Genomic DNA, 21106 nt, shown 5'->3' on the forward strand with positions numbered 1-21106 from the left:
GGCGGCTGCGGATAGGCTGAACGCATGACGCGAGCCGAGCAGCCAACGGCCCACACTCCAGAACCGGACGACGCCCTGGTCGCGGACTCCCGCGAGCGCGCCGTACGTTCCCTGTTGCGCCGACCGCAGTTGCGGCGCCTGTGGAGCGCGCAGCTGGTGAGCGGAGTCGGCGACACCCTCGCCCTCCTCGTCCTGGTCGTCCTCGTCCTCCAGGCGGCGATCGCCCAGGGGGCGTTCGGCGGCGGCTACCGGGGCGTGGCGTTCGCGGTCGCGACGGTCTTCGCCGCCCGCGGCCTCGCCGCGCTGATCTTCGGCGCGGTCCTGCTCGGGCCGCTGACCACGCTCACCGCCGAGGACGGCCCGCTGGACCGCCGCTGGACCATGGCCGGCGCCGACGGTCTGCGCGCCGCGCTGCTGATCGTGGCCCCCCTGTGGATCGACTGGACCCCGGCGAACGCACCGGCCGTGCTGCTGGTCACCGCCTTCGTCACCGGCGTCGCCGAGCGGCTGTGGACGGTGTGCCGGGAGAGCGCGGCCCCCGCCCTGCTGCCCGCCCCGCCGCCGGAGGGCGCGACCGTGCGGCCGCTGCCGGACCACATGGACGCCCTGCGCCGCCTCGCGCTGCGCACCGCCTTCCTCGCCGTACCGCTGGCCGCCGCCGCCCTGGTCGTCGCCGCCCTGTTCAACAACCTGCTGGCCACCGGCGTGCCGTGGTTCGACCAGCACCACGCGGCCCTCGCGTCGTACGTGGCGGCGGGCCTGTTCGCCGCCTCGCTCTCCCTGCTGACCGCCCTGGAGCTGCCCGGCACGCGCACCCCGCGCCCCCGGTCCCCGCTGGAGGGCCTGCGCCGGCCGCGCACCGGCGCCGGTGTCGACAAGGGGCGCACGGGCGCGATCCCGCTGCTCGTCCCCGCCTGCGCCGCCGTGGCCGGTGTCATCGCGGCCGCCGTCTCCGTGTGCGTGCTGCACGCGACCGACCTGGGCGGCGGCCCGGTCCTGTTCGGCCTGCTGGTGCTCGGCCTGACCGGCGGCGTCGCCCTCGGCATCCGTACGGCCCCCGCGCTGCTGCCCTCGCTGTCCCGCCGCCGGCTGCTGGCCCTGGCGATCGCCTTCACCGGCATCGCGCTGCTGGCCGCCGGGCTGGTGCCGGACGTCACCACGGTGGTGCTGATCCTCACCCTGGCGGGTCTCGGCGCGGGCATCGCGGCCAACACCGGGCACGCGCTGCTCGACCAGGAGACCGAGGACTACCGCAGGGCGCGGGTCACCGAGCACCTCCAGGCCGTCGTCCGCGTCTTCATAGCGCTCGGCGCGGTGATCGCCCCGGTGGTCGCCGGGCTGATCGGCCGGCACCGCCTGGAGAACGGCCGGTTCGTGTTCGCGCACGGCGGCGCCTCGTTCACGCTGATGCTGGTCGGCGCCCTGCTGCTGCCGGTGGCCGCGCTGGTGCTCGCCAAGGTCGACGACCGCTCCGGCATCCCGCTGCGCCAGGACCTCAGGGACGCGCTGCTCGGCGGCGACGACCCGGTCGAGGCGCAGGCCGCGAACGGCTTCTTCATCGCCCTGGAGGGCGGCGACGGCGCCGGCAAGTCCACCCAGGCCGAGGCCCTCGCCGAGTGGATCCGCGCCAAGGGCCACGAGGTCGTGCTCACCCGCGAGCCGGGCGCCACCCCGGTGGGCAAGCGGCTGCGCTCGATCCTGCTGGACGTCTCCTCGGCCGGCCTGTCGCACCGCGCGGAGGCGCTGCTGTACGCCGCCGACCGCGCCGAGCACGTCGACACCGTCGTACGCCCCGCCCTGGAGCGCGGCGCGGTGGTGATCTCCGACCGCTACATCGACTCCTCCGTCGCCTACCAGGGCGCCGGCCGCGACCTGTCCCCGACCGAGATCGCCCGCATCAACCGCTGGGCGACCGACGGCCTGGTGCCGCACCTGACCGTGCTGCTGGACGTCGCTCCGGAGGCCGCCCGCGAGCGTTTCACCGAGGCGCCGGACCGGTTGGAGTCGGAGCCCGCTGAGTTCCACGCGCGCGTGCGCTCCGGTTTCCTCACCCTGGCCGCCGCCGACCCCGGCCGCTACCTGGTGGTGGACGCCGGGCAGGAGCCCGAGGCCGTCACCACCGTCATCCGGCACCGCCTCGACACCGTGCTGCCGCTGTCCCAGGCCGAGATCGAGGCCCGCGAGGAGGCGCGCAGGAAGGCCGAGGAGGAGGCGCGCCGCAAGGCCGAGGAAGAGGCCGCGCGCAAGGCCGAGGAGGAGCGCCTGGAGCGTGAGCGCCAGGAGGAGCTGGCCCGGCTGCGCGCCGAGGAGGAGGAGCGCAAGCGCCGCGAGCTGGAGGAGGCGCAGCGCCGCGAGGCCGAGCGGCAGGCGGAGGAGGCCCGGCAGCGGGCGGCCGAGGCGGCCCGGCGCGCCGAGGAGGAGCGGCAGCGGCTGCTCGCCGAGGAGAAGGCCCGCGCCGAGGAGGAGGCGCGCCGCAGGGCCGAGGAGGAGCGCCGCCGCAAGCAGGCCGAGGAAGAGGCCCGGCTGCGCGCGGAGGAGGAGGCCCGCCAGGCCCGGATCCGCGCCGAGGAGGAAGCCAGGCTGGCCAAGGAGCGCGCCGAGGAGCAGGCCCGGCGGCTGGAGGCGCAGCGCAAGGCGGAGGAGGCCCTGCTCCGTGCGGAGGAGGCGCGCCGCCGGGCCGCCGAGGCAGCGGCGGCCGCCGACGCGGCGGCCCGCAGGCCCGGCAGCCCCCAGCCGAAGGCCCCCGGCGTGACCTCGGACGCGGCCACGGTCGCCACTCCGGCGGTGTCGCCGGGCCGGGGTACGGCGGAGACGGGCAGCGGTGTACAGGCGCCGGGCCGGGACGCGGAGGCTCCGGGCTGGGGTGCCGAAGGGACGACGGGCCGGGGTGCCGAAGGGACGACGGGCCGGGGTGTGGAGGAGACGGTGCCGACGCCGGTCGTCTCGCCCGGCCGGGACGAGCCGTCCGCCCGCGGCGCCCGGAACCCGTTCTCCGAGGCCGAGACGACCGCCGAGCTGCCCCAGCCGCCCGCCGTTCCCGGCGCCGCGGACGAGACGGCCGTACTGCCGCAGGTGCCGGCGAGCGCCGCCGAGGAGACCGCCGTACTGCCGCAGGTGCCCGCGAGCGCCGCGGAGGAGACCGCCGTGCTGCCGCAGCTCGGCGTGGACGAGACGGCCGTACTGCCGCCCGTGCGCGACGACGCCCCGGCCGACCGGATGCCGCGCGGCTTCTTCCGCGACGAGCGGCCCGCGGACCCCGACGGCTCCGGGGACCGCACCCGCGAGATGCCCCAGCCCGGCACCGAGAGCGCCCGCCGCCGCCCGCGCCCGGACTGGGCCGAGGAGACCCCGCTGGACGATCTGCCGTCGCTGGCGGACGAGTTGCTGGGCTCGTACGACGACCAGGACGAGCCCCGCAGGAGGCGCCGGGGCTGACCCCGGCCCCCGTCGAGAGCGGCGCTCGCGCCCTGCCGGAGCAGGGGCGGGCGCCGCTCGGCGTTTCCGGTGTGGTCCCGGTTGTCAGACCCCGCCCGCACAATGGAGGTCGGAACGCGGAGTGTGACGGAAGGGCGGCGTGACCCGTGAGCGTGTGGGACGACCTCGTCGGGCAGGAGAAGGTGAGCGAGGTGCTGGGCGCCGCCGCGCGGGACGCCGACGCCCTGGTCACCGCCGCCGCGGCCGACGCGCCGCCGCCGGAGTCGTCCCGGATGACGCACGCGTGGCTGTTCACCGGACCGCCCGGTGCGGGCCGCAACCAGGCGGCGCGGGCCTTCGCCGCCGCCCTCCAGTGCGTGAGCCCCGACCGGGCCCTCGGCGGCGCCCCCGGCTGCGGTTTCTGCGACGGCTGCCACACCGCGCTGCTCGGCACCCACGCGGATGTCACCACGGTCGCCGCGGTCGGCGCCGAGATCCTGGTGAAGGACATGCGGGACACGGTCCGCAAGTCGTTCACCGCGCCGGCGGGCGGCCGCTGGCAGATCATCCTGGTCGAGGACGCCGAGCGGCTGAACGAGAAATCGGCGAACGCCGTGCTCAAGGCCGTCGAGGAGCCCGCCCCGCGCACGGTCTGGCTGCTGTGCGCCCCCTCCATCGAGGACGTCCTGCCGACCATCCGCTCCCGCTGCCGCCACCTGAACCTGCGCACCCCGTCCGTGGCCGCGGTCGCCGACATGCTCGTACGACGCGACGGCGTGGACCCGGTGGCCGCGGCCGACGCCGCCCGCGCCACCCAGGGGCATGTGGACCGCGCCCGGCGCCTGGCCACCGACCCGGCCGCCCGCGAGCGCCGCGCCGCCGTCCTGAAACTCCCGCTGCGCCTGGAGGAGGTCGGCGCCTGCCTGCGGGCCGCCCAGGAACTGGTCGACGCGGCCGCCGAGGACGCCAAGCAGCTCGCCGAGGAGACGGACGGCAGGGAGTCCGAGGAGATGAAGGCGGCGCTCGGCGCGGCCCAGGGCGGCCGGCTGCCGCGCGGCACGGCGGGCGTGATGAAGGACCTGGAGGACATGCAGAAGCGCCGCAGGACCCGCACCCAGCGCGACAGCCTGGACGTGGCCCTCGGCGACCTCACCACCTTCTACCGCGACGTCCTCGCCCTCCAGCTCGGCTCCCGCGTGGCGATCGCCAACGCCGACGCGCAGGACGCCCTGGACCGGCTGGCCCGCGCCAGCACCCCGGAGTCCACCCTGCGCCGCATCGAGGCGATCGCCGCGTGCCGCGAGGCCCTGGACCGCAATGTGGCGCCGCTGCTGGCGGTGGAGGCGATGACGATGGCGCTGCGGGCGGGGTGAGGATGGCGGTGGGGGCGGGCTGACGATGGCGGTGGGGCGGGCTGCCTATGGCACTGGGGGCGTACTGACGTGGGTGGCGGGCTGACGTTGGCACTGCGGGCGTGCTGAGGTCGGCACTGTGGGCAGCGGACTGGCGATGGCGCTGCGGGCGGGCTGAAACCGGCCGCATGGCCACTCCGTCCCCCGTACGGGGCGACAATCGGAACTCCCCGCGTCCACCGCATCGCCCAGCGTTACTCTCGCGGGATGCAGACCAGGTCCTCCCCGTCCCGCCCCCGGACCACGGCACGGCTCACGGCCGCCGCCCTGGCGACCGCGGCCCTCCTCGTGTCCGCGTGCTCCCCCGGCAGCAGCTCGATCAGGCCGTCCTCGGCGGCGTCGGCGCGGACCGGCGCGGCGAGCGTCCCCGACCTGGCCCCGCTGCCGCGCGCGATCCCGGCCGCGCTGGCGCCGTACTACACGCAGCGGCTGACGTGGCGCGACTGCGGCGCCCCCGGCTTCCAGTGCGCCACGATGCGGGCGCCGCTGGACTACGACCGGCCGGGCGCGGGCGACGTACGGCTCGCGGTGTCCCGCAAGGCCGCGACCGGCGGCGGCAAGCGGCTCGGCTCGCTGCTGGTCAATCCGGGCGGTCCGGGCGGCTCGGCGGTGGCCTACCTCCAGCAGTACGCCGGTCTCGGCTACCCCGCCGAGGTCCGCGCCCGGTACGACATGGTGGCGGTGGACCCGCGCGGCGTCGCCCGCAGCGAGCCCGTCCAGTGCCTCGACGACCGTCAGATGGACACGTACACGCAGACCGACGTGACCCCCGACGACCGGGCCGAGCAGAACGCGGTGGTCGCGGCGGACCAGAAGTTCGCGCAGGCCTGCGGGGCGCGCTCGGCGCGGCTGCTGCGGCACGTGTCCACCGTCGAGGCGGCCCGTGACATGGACATCCTCCGCGCGGCGCTGGGCGACCCGAAGCTGAACTACGTGGGGGCGTCGTACGGCACCTTCCTCGGGGCGACCTACGCCGGCCTCTTCCCGAGCCGGGTGGGCCGCGTGGTGCTGGACGGCGCGCTGGACCCCTCCCTCGACTCCCGCACGGTGAACCTGGAGCAGGCCGAGGGCTTCGAGACGGCGTTCCAGGCCTTCACCGAGGACTGCCTGCGGCGCACCGACTGCCCGCTCGGACGCAGGGGTACGACGCCGAAGCAGGCCGCCGACCACCTCAGGAGCTTCTTCCGCAAGCTCGACGGCCACCCCGTCCCGACGGGCGACCGCGACGGCCGCAAGCTCGGCGAGGCGCTGGCCACCACCGGCGTGATCGCGGCGATGTACGACGAGGGCGCCTGGGCGCAGCTGCGCGCGGCGCTGACCTCGGCGACGAAGGGCGACGGCGCGGCGCTGCTCGCCCTCTCCGACAGCTACTACGAGCGCGACGCCGACGGCCACTACAGCAACCTGATGATGGCCAACAACGCGGTGAACTGCCTCGACCTGCCGCCCGCCTTCACCGGCCCCGAGCAGCTGCGGCAGGCGCAGTCCGCGTTCGAGAAGGCGTCCCCGGTCTTCGGCGAGGGCCTGGCCTGGACCTCGCTGAACTGCGCGTACTGGCCGGTGCGGGCCACGGGCGAGCCGCACCGCATCACGGCGCGGGGCGCGGCCCCGATCGTGGTCGTCGGCACCACCCGCGACCCGGCCACCCCCTACCGCTGGGCCCGGTCCCTGGCCCGCCAGCTCTCCTCCGGCCACCTCCTGACCTACGCCGGCGACGGCCACACCGCCTTCCTGCGCGGCAGCACCTGCGTCGACTCCGCCATCGACACCTACCTCCTCCACGGCACCCCGCCGGCCACCGGCAAACGCTGCCCCTAGACCTTCGTACCGGCCCCGGTCCTCCGCTCCCGGAGCCGGTACGAAGCACCCCCGGAAACTGTGTAGACTTACCGACGTTGCCGACCGCACCCTAGGTGCACGCAGCACGCCGCTTTAGCTCAGATGGCCAGAGCAACGCACTCGTAATGCGTAGGTCTCGGGTTCGAATCCCGAAAGCGGCTCCACTGGAACCCCAGGTCAGAAGTTCACTGACCTGGGGTTTTTCGTTCAGCGGAGGCGACGGCGACGCCGGGAGCGGGCCGCACGACTGTCAGCGGTCTCAGTCCTGGTCTCAGTGGGTCCCGCATCGGGCCCGGCCGGTGAGGGCACGAAGAACTCGCCCATGCGCCGCATGGCGTCCTTCGACAGGTGCGATCTGCCCTTCACGTACCGCCGCGTCTGGCTGATCTGGGTGTGCCGAAGGATCTCCATGATCGTGGGCATGTCCACACCCAGCTCGTTCAGGATCGTGCCGGCGGTGTGACGACTCCCGTCGTACAGACGACGGTCATCGATGCCCGCCTCCACGAGCAGCTCCTTGAACTCCTCGTAGTCGGCACGCGGGTCCAGCGGACGCCCGTCTGGCCGCGAGAACACGACCTGGTGTTCCTGCCACAACTCCCCGGCGGCGGCCCGCATCTCCTCCTGCTGGTCCTTGTGATCGAGCAGGAAGGGGATGAAGACGGGCGGGATCGGCACGGCGTTCCGGCTCTTCTTCGTCTTGGGACGGGTGAAGACGAGCCCGCCTCCCTTGCGCTCCGGGCAGGCGCTCGCGTGCTTCGTGCACGTCTTGGTGCACGGCTTCGGGCAGCCCCTCTTGTAGCCCTTGTGCGTGGTGCAGTCCGGCGGGCATGGATCGAAGCGGTGCAGACGTGACCCACAGGCATGCGGGTCCGCGCAGCCGTGCCGCCAGGTGAGGCGCTGTAGCTGCCACTCCGGGTGGAACAGCTCCGCTTCCAGGTCGACGTATGGCCAGCGCAGCCCGAGCGTTTCCCCCTGCCGGAACCCCATGCCGACACCGACGATCCAGCGCATGAAGGAAGGCCGCTTCGAGGCGGCTTCGAGAAACGCTTTGGCCTCCTCCTTGGTAAAGGGGTTGGCTTCGGTCTCATCGATGCTCGGCGGGTCCACGAGCGTGGCGACGTTCTCACCGACGATGCGACGGCGGTGGGCAATCTTCAGAGCGCGGGACAGGATGCGGTGCACCTTCACGACGTGCGAGGGGGCATGGCCGGCGTCGAGCATGGCCCGGTACATCCGCTCCAGGTGCTCAGGCTGCAACTTGTCGATGCGGTGCTTGCCGACGCCCGGAATGATGTCGTTGCGCGTCTTCGACCAGTAGTCGTCCAGCGAGCGCGGCTTGAGCTTCAGGCTCGCGATGTCGGTCAGGTAGGTCTCCATCCACGCGGCCACGGTCGGCTTACGGCCTGCCGCGGGCGCGCGGCCCTGGTCGCGCTGGCGCTCCAGCTCCTTCACCTTGCGCTTGATCACGGCCTCGGTCCGGGCCCGGCGGTGGCGTCGGTCAGGGCTGCCGTCGCCCTTCACGCCCATGGTGACGCGGCCGTGCCACCAACCGTCGGCGCCGAAGTAGATGGACGACTCCATGTTGGACTTGCGGGGGCTCATGTGCTCCTCCATGCGGGAGGCGCCCCGAGCGGGATGCTCGGGGCGCCTCGGGGGACGTGCTTGGGTCAGTTGGGCAGGGGAGAGAGGTTCGCGACGTACGTTTCGAGGTCGGTACGCCGAATCCGGCGTGTGCGGCCCAACTTGATGTACTTCAGGCCGCCTTCGGCCATCAGCTCGTAGACGGTGGAGCGGCCGATGGCGAGTGCTTCGGCTGCTTCCTCGGGCTTGTACAGGAGTCGGTCGACAGGAGCGGCAATCGCGGTGCTCATCCGGTGTCTCCTAACGAGCGGGACTTGGGTGCTGCTCAGGGCTCGCGCTTGTCCGAGGTCGGGATTTCTGCGTCACCCGCGTCATTTGCGTCATTCAGGCTTCTGACCTGCGGTTTTTCGGTGACGCAGGGCATTGAGGGTGCGTCATCGGTGACGCAGGCTGTCCGTCATCGGTGACGCAGGTGACGCGGGGTGACGCAGAGACGGGCCGTCTGCGTCACCCCTGTCTGCGCAGGTCACCCACCGTTTTCGGGGTCTAGGTGACGCAGGTGACGCAGCGTTCCCCACTTAGGAAAAAAAGGAGGGGTTCTGTGGTGGGTGTTGCGCTGCTCAGGGCGTGAAGAAGGAGCGCTTCGCGCACGTCCATTGCAGGCGGCGCCGCCGCCGAACAGCAAGAGGAGCACGCCCCGTCGGGCAACCGGGTGCTCCTCTTGCTCGTACGGCCGTGCCGGCCGCCATCAGAACGCCTGCTGCTCGTGCAGCGTCCGTGCGGCGATGCGGGTCATTTCGAGGTAGCGGCCGTCTTTGGTGCGGCCGGAGTCGATGAGGACACCACGGGCGGCGAGGGTGGGCTGGAGGCGCTTCAGGCGGTCGGAGAGGACTTTGCCGGTGGTGGGCCATCCCTTGGGCAGGGGGCGGAAGTCCTCGCCGGTGTAGAGGCGGGTGAGGCAGTGCAGCCACTCGGTGGAAGTCATCCGCTGCGCTGCACCCGGTTCGATGTCCACGGCGTGCCTGAGGACGGTCTGGGCCAGCAAGTCGCCCTCGATCACGTCGTCGTTGAGATCGTCCAGACTGGCCCGGTAGGCGGTGAGCGCTCCGAGACCGGTCGCCGCGTCGAGCTGCGCGCACAGGTGCGCGAAGTCCGCCATGCGCAGGTCGGTGGGAGTCTCCGCCTCGATCGCGCGGACCTTGACCGTGAGGTCGAGGAGCGAGCCGAGGACGACGGGCAGGACTTCCGCGTACTCCGCCCACAGCTCTGCCTCCGTGCGTCGGACCTTCGGCCGCTCCAGACGAAGGGGCAGGAGCCGTTCCGCGAGGTCGGGACGGATGACACCAACGTCGATGCCGGTCAGGAGCAGGGGGCGGCGGTAGCGGGCGCGGAAGACATCCCCGTCGGTGAACAGGGCGCGCTTGACGTTCTCGGCGCCGGTGACGATGCAGCACATGGCGTCCGACAGCTCCGGCGTCATGTGGGACAGGTTGTCCAGCGCGGTGACCCATCCGGCCGCCACCGCTGTGATCAGGTTCTCCTCGTCCCTGGGAGCACGGCGCAGGTCACCGCTCATGCCCTCGATGACCCGCACGAGCATCCGCCCGCCGGTCGACTTGCCGGCGCCCTGCGGCCCAGTGAGGAACGGCGCGGGGACGGGCACGGACGGGCCGAGACAGCCGATCAGCCAGGCGATGGCCAGGCACTCGGTCTCCGCGGTGGCGAAGTTGCACAGCCTCAGCAGCAGGTCGATGCCCTTGCCGTCGGTGTCCTTGACGGGTAGGGGGAGTTCACCGGTGAGCTGGGTGCGTCGCCAGCACACTTCACGCGGGTCGGGAACGCGGATATCCCAGCCGGCGGGGTGGATACGGACGGACTGGCCGTCGCTGCGGCCCAGGTCGAGCCAGGTCGCGCCGTCGAATCCGGGCGCGACGCGGATGTGAACGGGCTGCACGTCCTCGGTCATCGCGAGTGCTTCGATCAAGTCCAACGCCTCCTTGAGCGCGGTCCCGTTGAACACGCCGACCCCGTCCTTGAACAGGCCGACCATGAGTTCCTGCCGATGGCTGCCCGAGGTGCCCTGGGAGCGGATCGGGCGGGCCACGGGGTGCCCGTTCCGCTGCGCGTACACGGTCCCGTCGGCGGTGCGGAAGTACCGGAAGTGCGATTGCGCGTAGTCGGTGATGACCTCGCGGGCCGGGTTCTTCTCGTCCTCGGCCACGGCTACATCCCCAGAGCGGTACGGGCGTTGGCCCATGCGTCGGTGCAGTGCCGCGGGGACTCGCCCTTGGCCTGCGCAGCAGTGAACAGCCGCGCAAGGTGGGCGTCGGTGAGGCAGCCACACCGGCCATGCGTCGACAGCACCGCGAGGAAGGTCCGGTAGACGGTGGCGTGGATCGCCTCACGGGCCTCGCCAATGCGCTGCTCCGCCATGGCGATCCCACGCTCCAGGTAGGCGGGCGTGCGGTGACGGCACTCCCCGCCCCCGGCCAGCGCGGGCGCGGTGAGGGCTTGTGGCCCCGGCCGGGCGGGGGCGGCCCTCTTCACGATCAGCGCCCGGACAACGTCCGGCAGCTCTGTGATGGTGCCGGTGCCGGGGCCGAGCCACCGGGCATACTGCATGAGGGACTTGATGTCGACGCCTGGCCGCACAGCGTTCGCGGACTGCATCGTGTCCCGGTAGATCCAGTGTTCTCCGCGCGTGGTGGCCACGGTCCGCGTTGCGGGCAGGGCATCACGTGCCCAGGCGATGGCGGCCGGGTTGTCGAGGTCCACGACGGTCAGGCCGGCGCCGCCGGGGTGGTAGGCGACCGCTGCCGCCTTGCGCCACGTCCACGCCCACGCCGGGGAGCGGAGGGCGGTGGGGTCGGTGGTGGCGGCGGCCCAGCCGTGGCATGGCTGCGGGCAGGCGCAGGGGCCGGGGGTCTTCATGTTCGGTCGGCCACCGCACCGGGGCGAAGTCCCGGCGCAGTCGCGGCAGTTCCCGAACGGGAGCTTGCCCGCCCGCAGAGGCAGTACCGGGACACCGGCAGACGCGAGGCTCAGGGCGACGCGCAGGAGATCGGGCGTCGCGTTCATGCGGCTACCTCCAGCACGGGGGCGAGATGGGCGAGGGCGGCGCGGCCGATGTGCTCGGTGTAGGCGGGCGGGATGCACTCGCGGATGCCGTCGCGGTTCATCCACGGCACGCCCAGCACCCGGCGGGCCAGTTCGATGCCGGAGAAGTTGCCGACGAACTGGCCGTAGTGGCCGGGCGGGACTGGACGGCCCATCTTGGCCTGCGGCACCAGGTGCGCCGGGTGCTCGGGCTGGGCAAGGGTGAAGCCCCCGCCGGGCTCGAAGTACCGGTGCCGGTAGTTGGCCAGGCAGAACATCTGCCCGCACAGCATCACCGGCCCGCGCAGCTTCGGCACGGCGCCGCCCACGTTCTCCATCGCCCACGGGCGCCTTGTGGTCTCCAGGGCGGTGCGGGTGGGGGCGATCAGGTCGGGATGCTCGCGGCCCTGGATGCGCTGGCAGGCGGTGTCGTGCTGGCACGGGGGCGAAGCGTGGATGAAGTCGAACTCCGCCCCGTGCTCCAGCACGAACGTGATGGCGTCGGCCTGGACGAACCGGTACGGATAGCGGGGCTGGGGGGCGATGTCGACGCCGGTCACGTCAAACCCGGCGTCGGCGTAGCCCTTGGAGGCCCCGCCCTGGCAGCAGTACAGGTCCAGTAAGCGCGGTCGCCGGCCGGGTACTCGCCGGATGGTGGTGGGTTGGGTCATGCTGGAGGTCTCCAGTTCCTTGAGTGGGTGCTGGTTGGGCAGGGGCGGCCCCGCGACTTTGGCGAGACGAGGGGGCCGCCCTTGGCGTAGTTAGAGGGGGCTGTGCTGCCGGTGCCGGGCTGCGGCCACGATGGCGCTGTGGTCGAACGCGAGGCGGTCCGTGTCGTTGAGGGGCGTCCACCGGACGGCTGCGGCGTCGTCCCCGGCGTGTGCGGTGGTGTCGTCGGGGACGGTCACCAGGTAGGCGGCGGTGACGTACCGGCCGCGCGGGTCGCGGTCGGGGTTGTCGAAGATGCCGATCAGCTTCAGGTCGTCGGGGTGGACGTGGACGCCGGTTTCTTCCAGCAGCTCCCGTGCGGCGGCGGTCCGGGAGGTCTCGCCGGGGTCGACGTGGCCGCCGGGGAGGGCCAGCATCCCCTGGTGCGGGGGCCAGCCCCGTTCGATCAGCAGGACTGCGCCGTCCCGGATGCATACGACATCGGCGGTGTAGCGGATGGTCTCGGGTTCGTTGTGATCTTCGGTGCTCACAGAAGTGGGTCCCTTCCGGTGCTGGTCAGAGCTGGTTGTGGGTGGTGGCCCAGAGGCCGTGGGACGTGGTGGTCACATTGCGCTGGTCCTGGTAGACGGGGCCGGTGTAGTGGTGGTGGGTCTGGATGCGAGCGGTGGTGGCCGAGCGGATGGCGGAGCCGATGGCGACGGCAACGGCAGCCAGAGCGGCGATCGGCAGGGTGACGAACAGGACGGACCTCAGGGACACGGCGGCGAATCCCTGGCAGGCGAGCCAGGTGCCGCAGCCGAGCCCGACGCAGGTGGCGCCGACTCCGATTCCGGCAACGGCCGTGCCCACGGCCCACGCGGGCACGATGCGCCGCTCGGGCTGCGGAACCGGGGGCGTGGGGCCGTATGTCGGCAGCGACGTGCTGTCGGCCGGGCCGGGTCGGTGATCCTGCTGTTCGCGGATGTGCTGCCACACGGCCGTCATGTACGCCGCGTCGTCCACGGGCCGTTCGGGCACGGCGGACTTCGCCGGGGTGGGCTGGTTGGAGGCGTTGAGGAGGCGGGTGGTGTCGGCGTCGAGCAGGTGGGAGATGTCGGTGTGGTCGAGCAGGTCGGAGATCTCGGTGTAGCTCCAGGGCGTCAGCGTCATGACGGGTCCTATCCGAAGGAGTGGCCGAGGCTGGAGATGCCGGCGGCGAAGGCGGAGAAGAACGCGTTGATCGAGGGGGCGGCGCCGCTGGCGGCGAGGAAGTAGCCCAGGGACGCGGCGGTCAGCGCGCCGCCGACGGGCAGGTAGCGGGTGCGCAGCATCACCGCGGTGAGGATGAGGGCGAGGACGAGTCCGCTGATCGAAAGAACCACGAGTGTCACTTTCTGTAGAGCGGCAGGAGGGCCCGGCGTGGGACTCCCACGCCGGGAAGCAGACGGCCGCCGCGAGGCTGTCAGGGGGCGGCTGAGGGGCTTTGCGGGCCTGTTTTCTGTGGGAGTCCCACGCCCACACATGCAGGTCAGCACCTCCCACGGGGGTGTGGGAGTCCCACGGGCCGTGGTGGGGGCTGTGGTGGGTGGTCTGTGGGAGTCCCACAGACCACCCGAGGGTCACGCGGCGTGACGGTCGGCGTAGGCGCGGAGGGCGGCGGCCAGGGTCTCCTGGAGGTAGCCGGGCTTGGGTTCGCCGGTCTCTCCGGCGCGGACGGTGCCCTTGCCGGGGCGCTCGATGCCGACCGCGCGCAGCAGCCGTCCCAGCTCGGTGCCGAGCAGGAGCGGGTCCATGTCCAGTCGGGTGGCGAGGTCGGCGGTGTGCATGCGGCCGCCGGCGGCGACGACGTGCTGGTGTGCGTCGGCCAGCAGTTGCGGGATGGGGTTGGGGTGGTCGGTCAGGTTGCCGGCCTGCTCCAGGACGCGCCCGAACTCTGCCCGGATCGCCTCCGGCCCCTCCTCCGCCGCGGCGGGCGCCGTGGTGGTGGCGGGCGCGGTCGAGGCGGGGGCGTTCAGCAGGGCGGCCAGTGCTTCCGACCCGAACCGGGCCGGCCGCCCGGCGGGGGCGCCGCCGGTGGTCGGGCGCGGGCTGCCGGAGCTGCGGGGCTGTCCCTTTCCGGTGATCGGGGTGCCGTTGACCTCGTCCAGCGGGGGCCGCAGGATCTCCAGCTCGGTGAACGGCAGGGTCGCGGCGGACAGCTTCTTGTCCTTGTAGAGGCGGGGCAGGATGCGGCCCCAGCGGCTCGCGTAGTAGCGGCCCGGTGCCGTGTCCAGCGAGATCGCGTCCACGGCCGGGCGCCGCGCGGCGAGCTTCGGGCTGATGGTGTTGATGGTCTTCGGCTTGATCCGGAAGCACTTGAACGGGGTCGGCTCGGAGTCGACGTCGTCCTGGTCCGGCGCGGAGAGGAACCCGGAGCCCTTGTGAGCGGCGGCCTTGGGGTTCAGCCGGGCGCCACCGGTCGGGAACAGGTGCGAAAGCTCCTCGGGGTCCGAGACGCGCATGCCGATCCGTACACGGGACTGCTTCTTGATGGCGGCGGTGATGACATCCTGGGTGGCCCGCAGGCCGGAGATGACCGTGCGGACGCGGGCGGCGCGGCCGGTGTCGACCACGGTGTCGAGCTTGGCGAGGATGTCGTAGGGCAGTTCGGCGATCTCATCGACCACGATGATGATGGCGGGGACCTGCGGACTGACGGGAATCTTGTCGTCATCGGCGTCGTGCATCAGGTCCTGGTAAGCGGCCTTGCGGGTGTTGATCGCCGCGATCGCCACGTCCAGCATGATGTGGGCTTCTTCGACGGTGTCGGCGGTCCAGTCGATCAGCGGGCGCTCCACCGTGCCGTCAACGGCCCAGGCGCGCAGCCAGGGGAGGCTGATGCCGGCGCCGGTGACGTCCAGGTGCCACACCACGGCGTCCTTGGTGCGCAGGAGCTGGGCGTTGGTGACGTTGATGGTGTTGGACTTGCCCGAGCCGGTCTGCCCGATCTCCAGCGCACACACGTCGGTGAGGGGGAAGTCGGCGGGTTCGGCGTCGGGCAGCAGGCCGAGCTGGATGCGCTGGTAGATGCTGGTCTCGGTGACCTCTTCGGGGAAGTCGATGGTCTCGGCGAGGACGTCCTTGGCGGTGACGCGGATGAGGATCTGGCCGTAGATCTCGCCGTCGAGGATCTGGATGCTGCCGCCCTTGGGCAGCTTCAGGTCCACCGCCAGCTTGCGGATCGCATCCGCCGGGAGTTCCGGGGTGTCGGAGGGCATCAGGACCCGCACGGTGTAGCCGACGTCCCCTGTCCAGGGCCTGACGCCTTCGACGGTGTGGCCGTCGAGGCGGAAGAGGCGGTGCAGGCGCTCGTGCCAGTCCTTGGCTTGCCCGTTGGCCCACTTCTGAAGCCGCCGGGAGGCGCGTTCGGTCCGCGCGGTCTCCTCGGCGCGGACCAGGCCGCGGGCGAGGGTCATGCCGGCCGCGGTTCCGGCCGCCCACCAGCCGGTGGCCGCCCAGGTCAGCACCGTGTGCTCGGCGAGCGCGACCGCGGCCCAGCCGCCGGTGGCCAGCCATCCCGCGCACCGGGTGGCGATGTGCCCGCCGGGGCGGCGCTGGTAGAGGTCGGCGCCGGCCTGTGCTGCGGCGCCTGCGGCCCCGACGAGCAGGGCGTAGGAGCCGGGCAGCCCGGTGGCGGCGCCGACAGCGGCGGCGCTGTAGGCGCCCCCGGCGACCAGGGCCGCGGCGGTGGCAGGGGTGGTGCCCCACGTCCAGTCCAGGGCAGGAGCGTTGCTGGAAGCCATGAGGGATCTCCTTCGGCAGTCGCGCCGGAAGTCGAGGGGAAGCCCGTGGGCCGGGCACCAGCGGTGCCCGGCCCACGAGAGGGGTTCAGGAGAGGGTCAGACGTCCCACATGCCTTCGCCCTCGACGCCGTTGCGCGGGGCCTCGTGCCGGGCGATGTCCGGGGCGTGCAGGCGCCGGAAGTTCGGCATCAGGTCCTGCGCCGCGGAGGCGGCCTGGAGCAGCATGGTGTGCACGTCCGTCAGGGCGTCCACGATGGCCTTGTCCACCGGGTACTTGTCGTTGCTGCGGACCTGGAGCTGCTCCACGGCCGCGGCGACGTTCTCGATGCCGGCGGGGATGCCCTCGAACTCGGCGGCGACCTGGGACATGTGGCCGGGCTCATAGCGGGCGTAGACGTGGGCGATGTCCTGGGTGACGGCCACGAAGTGCGAGGGCTGGTGCTGGTTGAAGCTGCCGTCCTGCCGCCGTTCCAGGATGTTCCACATGTGCTCACCCGGCCGCGGCTCCTCGTAGCGCCGAAGGTCGTGCTCGTGGACCTTGGCGAACAGCGGCCCGACCTCGGCGGCCTTCTGCGCGGCCTGGTGCAGCAGGGCGTAGACCTGGGCGACCAGGTCGGCCATCCGGGCATCGGCCGGGTACTTGTCCGAGGTGTTGATGGCCAGCTGGCGGATGGCCTCGCCGGTGGAGGTCAGTCCCTCGGGCAGGCCCCAGTACTCGGCGGCCACCGCCAGCATCATCGGCGGCTCGTAGTGGGCGTACGCCTCGCGCATGCCCTCGGTCTCCCGCTGGAATACGGACACCAGGTTCCCTCCGAAGTGATCAGACGGCCAGTCGCTCTTGGTGCGGCGGCCGGGCTCGGGAAAGTCGGTCAGGACATCGGGGCGGACCGCGTCGGCGTACTTCGCCTTCGCCTTCCGCATGAGCTTGACGAACACCCACTTGGAGACCGTCACGGCCCAGCGGGTGAACCGGACGCCCCACTTCTTGCCGTTGCGGGGCGCCAGCCGCAGCCACCGCAGCAGACCGCCGAACGTGGCGGCCACGCCCCGCAGCAGCAGGCCGGGGATGTAGACCAGGGCGCCCAGGGCACCGGCGGCCAGCGTGGCACCGGCCGCCCGCAGCAGGAACGGCACGGCCGCCTTCCCCCTCTTCGCCAACTCCCGCCGCGCCGAACGGATCCGCTCCCGCAGCGCCTGACCCGACGGTGACGACAACAGCCCGGACGCCTTCCGCCGCACCGCCGACAACCCGCGAGCAGCCGCACGGACCGCGCGGCCGGTGGCGGCGGCCACCGTGGACCGCGCCCCGCCCCCCGCAGACTTCCTTCCGTCGCCGCCGTGCAGGCCGATGCCACCGGCCCCGCGGGCGGACGTGCCGGCGCCCCCGGAGGCACCGCCCCTGCGGCGGGCGATGCGGTCCAACAGGCCTCGCTTGCCGCCCGTGCCGCCGAAGTTCCCGGCGTTGCCGCGCTGAAGGCTGCTCGCACCCGGCGCCGCGAGCCCCGTTCCGGTGGAGGTAGGGCGCTGAGCACGGCTCTTGGCCAGCGACAGCCCGCCCGCGCTGCCCGAGCCAGAGCCCAGGTTGCCGTGATCGCGCTGCCGGCCGATGCCGGACGCGCGGTGGCCGCCAGCACCGCCGTGTGATCCGCGGGCCCTTCCGGCGAGCGAGCCGCCGCCAGACCCGGAGCGGTGCGGACGCCCACCGCCGAGGCCGAGCGCCCCGTGCGAGCCGCGCCCGCCGCGCGTACTGCTGCGGAAGGAACCGGGCGTACTTCCTGCCCGCCGGGTGCGGCGGGCTCTGCGTACCGCGACTCCGGCCCCGGCCAGCGCCGTGGTGCCGACCACGACCCCGGCCGCGGTCATCGTGCCGACCAGACCCGTCGCCGAGTACAGGGCAGCCGCCCCGGTGGACAGCGCCTCGGCGCCGAACACGGCGGCCGGCAACGCCCGCAGCCCCGGACCAGAACGCCCCCGCGTGGCCTTCTCCTGCTCGGCCGCGGCCTGGGTGATGGTGAACTCGATCGGCACCGACGTGCCGTCCGCAGCCGTAACGGCCGCGGATTCGGAGAAGGAGGTCGTGGCCTCGGTGGTGGTGTCGGACACTGGTACAGCTCCTTCGGAGTGCACGAGAGCGCCCCGGCCGGGCCGTAGGAAGCGGGCCGGGGCGCTCTGCGTATCTGGGACACGAGTCAGGCAGCCTGCGCGGAAGCGTCCGCACAGGCCACACACATGCCGAGCGAGGTAGGAAGGGTGTAGCCCGCGTCCCGCCCGCATTCAGGGCAGGTACGCCGGGCCTGGTTCGCCTTGGCCAGCGCTGCGTGCTTGGCCGGGGTCATGGGCCGGACCGGCTTGGCCTGTTCGATGGAGTAGAGGTAGGCGACCAGCGGGCCGCGGCGGCGGCGCGGGCGCTCGATCTGCGCGACCACGTCCTGACCACCCGGCCGAAGCCCGAGAGCACGTAACTGTCGGACCGTGGCGAGTCCGTCAGGCGCGAGCCGCCACGGGTAGACGGGGATGGCGGCCATCAGCGGCCCGCGATCGCCAGCTCGGCGCCGCCCGCGGCGGGATCGCGGTGCTCGGCGTAGCGGGAGGAGACCCAGCCGACCGACCAGCCGCACAGCTCCGCCGCCGACCGCACGGGAAGCCCTGCACCGAACGCGGCGGCCACGATCTGCCGGGCCTCATCCTCGGGGAGCTTGGTCGTGGCCGGGCCGCGCTCCAGCAGCGCGGCGCGTTCACGCTCGGCCCGCTCCTCCCGCTCGGCCTGTTCACGGCGTTCACGCTCCGCCCGGTCCGCGGCCTCACGGGCACGCCGCTCGGCGCCCTCCCGCTCGGCCCGCTCACGCTCCCGCTCGCGCTGTTCACGCTCGCGTTCACGGCGTTCACGCGCCTCCCGCTCGGCGGTCTCGCGGGCGGTGCGCTCCTCCTGCTCCCGCAGCTGGCGCCGCTCCTCCCGCTCGGCCGCCTCGCGGGCCAACCGGGCTTCGTGTTCACGCTGTTCACGGGCCAGCGTCGCGGCGTGCTCGCGCTCCTCCCGCGCCTGCTGGCGGGCGGCCTCCGCACGCTCGCGGGCGGACTGCTCGGCCCGCTCCCGCTCGGCCCGCTGCTCCTCCTCCAGCCGCTTCACGGCGGCGGTGATGGCGCGGCGGTAGGCCAGCCCGGTCTCCGCGGTGACGATCAGCAGCAGCGGTGCCACCGCGTGCACGGCCACGCCGACCAGGTCGCTTTTCAGGGCGGAGTCGGCGACGTTCAGGGCCAGGGTCATGCAGCCGGTCATCCACCGCAGCACGACCGGCCACCGCCCCCCGTGCCCGCCCAGCCGGGCGAGAACGGCGTCCAGGCGCACGACGATGACGACCGCGGCGTCCACGACCAGGGGCAGGATCGGGGCGGTCCACGCCCACCGGGCGGGGGTGTGCGCGGCGGCGAGCGGGGTCACGGTGAGGACGGAGTAGAGCACCGCCCCGGCCACGATCGCCCACGTGCCCACCGACAGGGCCTTCTCCGCTGAACGGATATGAACGCCGTTCACGCCGCCCCCTCGACAGGCTTCGGAGCGGGCATGTGGAGGCGGCGGAACCCGTTGGAGTCCGGGTTGTATTTGAACGCCTCGCACCGCCACGTGAACGCCGCAGGCGGGCGTTCATCGCAGGGCTTCCAGACGTGGTCCGCAGGCAGGCCGTGGGTGGCGGTGTCGGCGTGGGCGTCCTCGCGGGAGGCGTAGATGGTGTGCGGCTCGCCGTGGTGCAGCAGCACCGTCAGCGACCGCCCCTCCAACGACTCACCCTCCAGCTCGTCGCGGAGCCGGCGGATCTCGATGTCCTTCAACAAGATCTCCTGCTGCGCGGCGGACAGCTCCTTCATCGCGCCGGACAGAAGCACGGCCACCTCGTCCGTGGTGGCCTCCGCCCTCTCCAGCGCGGCCTCGATCTCCGCGACGTGCTCCCGCAGAATCCCGGCGTCACTCTCCGCCCTCTCCAGGCGGGCGGTCAGCTCCACGACGTTGTGTACGTGGCGGCCCAGCGCGGTATCCGCCTGCGCCTGGACCTCCCGCACCCGGATGCGGGCCTGCTCGGCGCCCTGCTCCAGCCGCTGAAGGCGGCCGACGCTCACGATGCGGATCACGCCGCCTCCCCCGCGGTCGCAGCGGACCGGTTGGTCAGCTCACGCCGCGCGGCCAGCACCCGGCGGCGGGCCCGCCGCAGCCGACGCGCACCCAGCTCCGACGGCTCCCGGTCCAGGAGGGCGATCTGCACGTCCAGCAGCTCGACCTCCGCCCGGATGAGCGGCATCTCGGCCTCGATCGCGTCCAGCTCCGCGGCCGTCGGCCCGCGGTCGTACTCGTCGGCGGTAACAACCGCCTGAACAGCAGCGATGGCATGCATGGGTCGTTGTTCCTCTCACAGGGATGGGACGGCCCGAACAGCACCCCCCGGAGCTGCAACTCCGGGGGGTGCGGCCGTTTGTAGGGGTGGATCAGGGGCGGGACAGCAGGTGAGCCGCAGATGCGGCCAGGCTGTCGGCCACAGAGATGGCCGACTCACGCCGCGCCGCCAGCACCTCCGCGCTCCGGGCGCCGCGCATGTCGTACACGGCTCGCACCGCCTCGTTCACGTTGAGACGGAGCTGCGGGAGCAGCACCGTCAGGGCGATCTGCGGGGCGGTGACAGCGGACCGCGTGACGTGGCTCGCCTCACGGGCGGCGGCGATCTCGGCCGGGGCCGCGCCGGACAAGCGCAGATCCTCGCGCACCCACATCGCACGGCGGTGATCCGCCAGCGCGGTGCTCAACTCGGACAGAGCCGTCAGAGCCCGGTCCCGCAACGTCTGCCGACGCTGCAACCGGGCCGCGTAATACTGCTGGACACCGACAACAGCGGCACCCAGCACGGTGCCGATGACCGCGACAACCGCGGCAGCGATCTCCATCGAAATCCCCCTCTCGGGGCCAGACCTTCCGGCTCCCCGCACCCCCGTCCGTACGGCCCCGCACACGGCAGGGTCGGACGGACGGGAGAGGCAGCCGGCCGCGGCGTCAGACGCCGCGAAGCCAGTAAGCGGACCAGGATGAATGTGACGCCGCCAGTCGGTCCGCGGACCGGGGCGCCCAGGTATGTCGTCGGTCCACGACCGACCTCCCGCAGATCGCAGGGACACGGCTTCACCGGTACGCCGTTGCCACGGCGTACCGGTCCCGAGCCGGGAATGTCGGGTGCGTCATCGTCACTGCTCTGACGCCAGCAGGGCGGCCTGCACGAATCGGTGCAGGTTGGCGTGCCGCCGACGACATCACCCGGTCGCCGCGGGGGCGGTCTCACTCTTGCCGCCACG

At 72.9% G+C, this 21106-nt stretch carries 18 protein-coding genes and 1 tRNA gene; 4 read left to right on the plus strand and 15 right to left on the minus strand.

Going from position 1 to position 21106, the window contains the following annotated elements:
- Positions 1-24: 24 nt before the first annotated feature.
- From tmk to AC069R_RS15635, 4 genes are all read left to right on the plus strand, one after another.
- A complete protein-coding gene (tmk, locus tag AC069R_RS15620) occupies positions 25-3435 on the plus strand; it encodes a dTMP kinase (RefSeq protein WP_478767330.1) in 3411 nt (1136 codons plus the stop codon).
- A gap of 146 nt (positions 3436-3581) precedes the next feature.
- The gene (locus tag AC069R_RS15625) at positions 3582-4787 is read left to right on the plus strand and encodes a DNA polymerase III subunit delta' (RefSeq protein ID WP_478767331.1); all 1206 of its coding nucleotides are present in this window, start codon (positions 3582-3584) and stop codon (positions 4785-4787) included.
- A gap of 246 nt (positions 4788-5033) precedes the next feature.
- Positions 5034-6644, plus strand: a complete 1611-nt coding sequence (locus AC069R_RS15630) for an alpha/beta hydrolase (protein ID WP_478767332.1) — start codon at positions 5034-5036, stop codon at positions 6642-6644.
- Positions 6645-6752: 108 nt separating this feature from the next.
- Positions 6753-6829, plus strand: a tRNA-Thr gene (locus AC069R_RS15635).
- A gap of 43 nt (positions 6830-6872) precedes the next feature.
- Here the strand turns inward: AC069R_RS15635 and AC069R_RS15640 are convergent.
- The 15 genes from AC069R_RS15640 to AC069R_RS15710 all read right to left on the minus strand — a co-directional run bounded on the left by AC069R_RS15640 (position 6873) and on the right by AC069R_RS15710 (position 20704).
- Positions 6873-8270: a tyrosine-type recombinase/integrase gene (locus AC069R_RS15640; protein ID WP_478767333.1), complete on the minus strand. Its 1398-nt coding sequence runs from the start codon at positions 8268-8270 to the stop codon at positions 6873-6875.
- Positions 8271-8335: 65 nt separating this feature from the next.
- On the minus strand, positions 8336-8539 hold the full coding sequence (locus tag AC069R_RS15645; protein WP_478767334.1) for a helix-turn-helix domain-containing protein: 204 nt from the start codon (positions 8537-8539) through the stop codon (positions 8336-8338).
- A 458-nt stretch (positions 8540-8997) separates the two neighbouring features.
- On the minus strand, positions 8998-10470 hold the full coding sequence (locus AC069R_RS15650) for an ATP-binding protein (protein WP_478767335.1): 1473 nt from the start codon (positions 10468-10470) through the stop codon (positions 8998-9000).
- A gap of 2 nt (positions 10471-10472) precedes the next feature.
- Positions 10473-11327 (minus strand): bifunctional DNA primase/polymerase, encoded by an 855-nt coding sequence (locus AC069R_RS15655; protein WP_478767336.1) that lies wholly within the window; start codon positions 11325-11327, stop codon positions 10473-10475.
- Positions 11324-12016, minus strand: coding sequence for a class I SAM-dependent methyltransferase (locus AC069R_RS15660; protein ID WP_478767337.1), 693 nt, complete (start codon positions 12014-12016; stop codon positions 11324-11326). Before AC069R_RS15660 ends, AC069R_RS15655 begins: the two co-directional genes overlap by 4 nt.
- 90 nt (positions 12017-12106) lie before the next feature.
- Positions 12107-12544, minus strand: a complete 438-nt coding sequence (locus AC069R_RS15665; protein ID WP_478767338.1) for an NUDIX domain-containing protein — start codon at positions 12542-12544, stop codon at positions 12107-12109.
- 25 nt (positions 12545-12569) lie between these two features.
- Positions 12570-13163, minus strand: coding sequence for a hypothetical protein (locus AC069R_RS15670; RefSeq protein WP_478767339.1), 594 nt, complete (start codon positions 13161-13163; stop codon positions 12570-12572).
- An 8-nt stretch (positions 13164-13171) separates the two neighbouring features.
- Positions 13172-13375 carry a hypothetical protein gene (locus AC069R_RS15675; RefSeq protein ID WP_478767340.1) on the minus strand — a complete coding sequence of 68 codons (204 nt, stop codon included), beginning with the start codon at positions 13373-13375 and terminating at the stop codon, positions 13172-13174.
- Positions 13376-13612: 237 nt separating this feature from the next.
- Entirely contained in the window at positions 13613-15775 is a 2163-nt protein-coding gene (locus AC069R_RS15680; RefSeq protein WP_478767341.1) for a hypothetical protein, read from the minus strand.
- A gap of 96 nt (positions 15776-15871) precedes the next feature.
- A complete protein-coding gene (locus AC069R_RS15685) occupies positions 15872-17878 on the minus strand; it encodes a hypothetical protein (RefSeq protein WP_478767342.1) in 2007 nt (668 codons plus the stop codon).
- An 86-nt stretch (positions 17879-17964) separates the two neighbouring features.
- Positions 17965-18300, minus strand: coding sequence for an RRQRL motif-containing zinc-binding protein (locus AC069R_RS15690; RefSeq protein ID WP_478767343.1), 336 nt, complete (start codon positions 18298-18300; stop codon positions 17965-17967).
- Positions 18300-19307, minus strand: coding sequence for a DUF2637 domain-containing protein (locus AC069R_RS15695; protein WP_478767344.1), 1008 nt, complete (start codon positions 19305-19307; stop codon positions 18300-18302). Before AC069R_RS15695 ends, AC069R_RS15690 begins: the two co-directional genes overlap by 1 nt.
- Positions 19304-19900: a hypothetical protein gene (locus AC069R_RS15700; protein ID WP_478767345.1), complete on the minus strand. Its 597-nt coding sequence runs from the start codon at positions 19898-19900 to the stop codon at positions 19304-19306. Before AC069R_RS15700 ends, AC069R_RS15695 begins: the two co-directional genes overlap by 4 nt.
- Positions 19897-20160 carry a DUF6284 family protein gene (locus AC069R_RS15705; protein ID WP_478767346.1) on the minus strand — a complete coding sequence of 88 codons (264 nt, stop codon included), beginning with the start codon at positions 20158-20160 and terminating at the stop codon, positions 19897-19899. Before AC069R_RS15705 ends, AC069R_RS15700 begins: the two co-directional genes overlap by 4 nt.
- A 91-nt stretch (positions 20161-20251) precedes the next feature.
- Complete coding sequence (locus AC069R_RS15710; protein ID WP_478767347.1) at positions 20252-20704, minus strand: protein kilB; 453 nt, start codon at positions 20702-20704, stop codon at positions 20252-20254.
- Positions 20705-21106: the final 402 nt, after the last annotated feature.

It is taken from the genome of Streptomyces sp. NPDC043952 (assembly GCF_056435325.1).